The sequence below is a fragment of the Mesorhizobium sp. M4B.F.Ca.ET.089.01.1.1 genome, from assembly GCF_004022605.1.
GTDB lineage: Bacteria > Pseudomonadota > Alphaproteobacteria > Rhizobiales > Rhizobiaceae > Mesorhizobium > Mesorhizobium abyssinicae.
In genome coordinates, this window is record NZ_RZOS01000686.1 from 1 (window position 1) to 2,127 (window position 2,127).

Consider the following 2,127-nt stretch of genomic DNA (forward strand, 5'->3'; position numbering starts at 1 on the left):
TCACCTATCTGGCCTATTCCGGCCTGCTGCACGCCATCGGCAGGCAGGCAAGCCCGCCGGTCCCGCCGCTCAACCTCGTCGCCGATTATGGCGGCGGCGCCATGATGCTGATCGCCGGCGTGCTCGCCGCCTTGTTCCAGCGCTCGCGTTCCGGCAAGGGCCAGGTGATCGACGCCGCCATGGTCGAAGGCGCTTCCATGCTGGCAACGCCGGTGCACGCCTTCATGGCCGCCGGCCTGTGGAGGGACGAACGCGGCGTCAACCTGCTCGATTCCGGCGCGCCCTTCTACGACACCTACGAGACGGCGGACGCACGCCATGTCGCGGTCGGCTGCCTCGAGCCCCGCTTCTTCGCCGAATTCGCCAGGCTGCTGCCGCTCGACCAGCGTTTCGCGCATGACCAGTACGACAGGGCCATTTGGCCGGCGATGCGCGCCGAAATCGCCGCGCGCATGAGGCAGAAGACGCGCGACGACTGGGAGACGGTCTTCGCCGCGACCGATGCCTGCGTCGCGCCGGTACTGTCCTTGCGGGAAGCCAGAGACCATCCGCACAATCGCGCCCGTGGCGCCTTTGTCAGATCGGGCGACCTCGATCGCCCCGCTCCGGCGCCACGCTTCTCGCAAGCGCTGTCGACGATCGGCGCCGCGCCGACCGATCGTGATCTCAAGCCGGAGACGGTTCTTGCGCGTTTCGGCGTCGCCGGAAGCGAGATTGCGGCCCTTGTCAAATCCGGCGTGATCGGATGATAAGCGGAGCAGAAAAATCAGCTTAAACGGTGAGCGCTCTTGGTTGATCGTAAAAAGGACGTCATCCGCGAGACCGATGCCGAAGCGGTGAGGCTGGCGAAGACGCTGATCCGTAGCGCTCGCTTCGGCGCGCTGGCGGTGATCGAGCCCGGCACCGGAGCGCCGCTGGCGAGCCGGGTCGGCGTTGCCACCGACAGTGACGGCGCGCCGCTGATCCTGGTCTCGATGCTGTCGGCGCATACCGGCGCGCTGCTTGCCGACCCGCGCTGTTCGCTGCTGGTCGGCGAACCCGGCAAGGGCGATCCGCTGGCGCATCCGCGCATAACGCTGGTCTGCCGGGCGAGGCGGCTGGAGCATGGGGCGGAAGAGCACCAGCGCGCCGAGCGGCGCTATCTCAACCGCAATCCCAAGGCAAAGCTCTACGCCGGGCTTGGCGACTTCTCCATTTTCCGGCTCGAACCCGAGCGTGCCAGCCTCAATGGCGGCTTCGGCAAGGCCTATCTGCTCGATCGTGCCGACCTCATCATCGCCGGACCGATTGTCGAGGACCTGGCCGCAGGCGAGCAATCGGCACTCGACCACATGAATGCCGACCATCTCGACGCGATCGCCGTCTATGCGCGTCATTTCGCCAGGGCCGAGGGTGACGGCTGGGTCGCCACCGGCTTCGACGCCGAAGGCATGGACCTTGCGGCTGGCGATAGCCTATGCCGGGTGTTCTTTCCTGAACCGCTGAAGGCCGCGCGCGATCTGCGAACGGTGCTGGTCGACATGGCAAAGACCGGTCGCGCCGCCGGCTATTCACAAGGGCGATAGTTAATCGCCTAGAATCAAAAGCAAGTCTTGAGATTTGGAAGAAATGTTCTACCCTTTTGGTGTGACGCTGATTCACGAGCGCGCACCCACACGTGAGTTTATGGAATCAGACGCTATTGCCCCCATAGCGTCTGGATGAGCTGAAAAGCATGGGGCATCGATGATCTCGAGCAAGCTAATCGCAAACGCCGAATCGGCAGCCACGTTTCTGACGCTCATGGGCAACGAGAAACGGCTGTTGATCATGAGCTATCTGGTCGACGGCGAAATGTCGGTCGGCGCCATCGCCGAAAAGGTCCAGCTGAGCCAGTCCGCCCTGTCTCAGCATCTGGCGAAGCTGCGCGGACTCGACCTCGTCGAGACCCGTCGCGACCGGCAGATGATCTACTATTCCTGCAAGTCGGAAGCCGCGCGCGAGTTGCTCCGCATGCTGGACGGCATTTTCGGCGACGGCGATCTATCGCGGATGGCCCATCGCCTGCGTCGCGCCGGGGCTTGACCGGCGCGTCCGATCACCCCTTACCTCGCTGACGAATTTTCGCCGGCCGAGGCACGCATGGAC

Annotated in this window: 3 protein-coding genes; all 3 read left to right on the plus strand. The window is 64.6% G+C overall.

Annotation, left to right across the window (positions count from 1 at the left end):
- The coding region (locus EN780_RS32685) for a CaiB/BaiF CoA-transferase family protein (RefSeq protein WP_133372827.1) at positions 1 to 749 on the plus strand (749 nt) is incomplete at its 5' end.
- Between the two features lie 39 nt (positions 750 to 788).
- On the plus strand, positions 789 to 1,565 hold the full coding sequence (locus EN780_RS32690) for a HugZ family protein (RefSeq protein WP_128276332.1): 777 nt from the start codon (positions 789 to 791) through the stop codon (positions 1,563 to 1,565).
- A 160-nt stretch (positions 1,566 to 1,725) separates the two neighbouring features.
- Positions 1,726 to 2,064 (plus strand): metalloregulator ArsR/SmtB family transcription factor, encoded by a 339-nt coding sequence (locus tag EN780_RS32695; RefSeq protein WP_127282265.1) that lies wholly within the window; start codon positions 1,726 to 1,728, stop codon positions 2,062 to 2,064.
- The last annotated feature ends 63 nt before the right edge of the window (positions 2,065 to 2,127 follow it).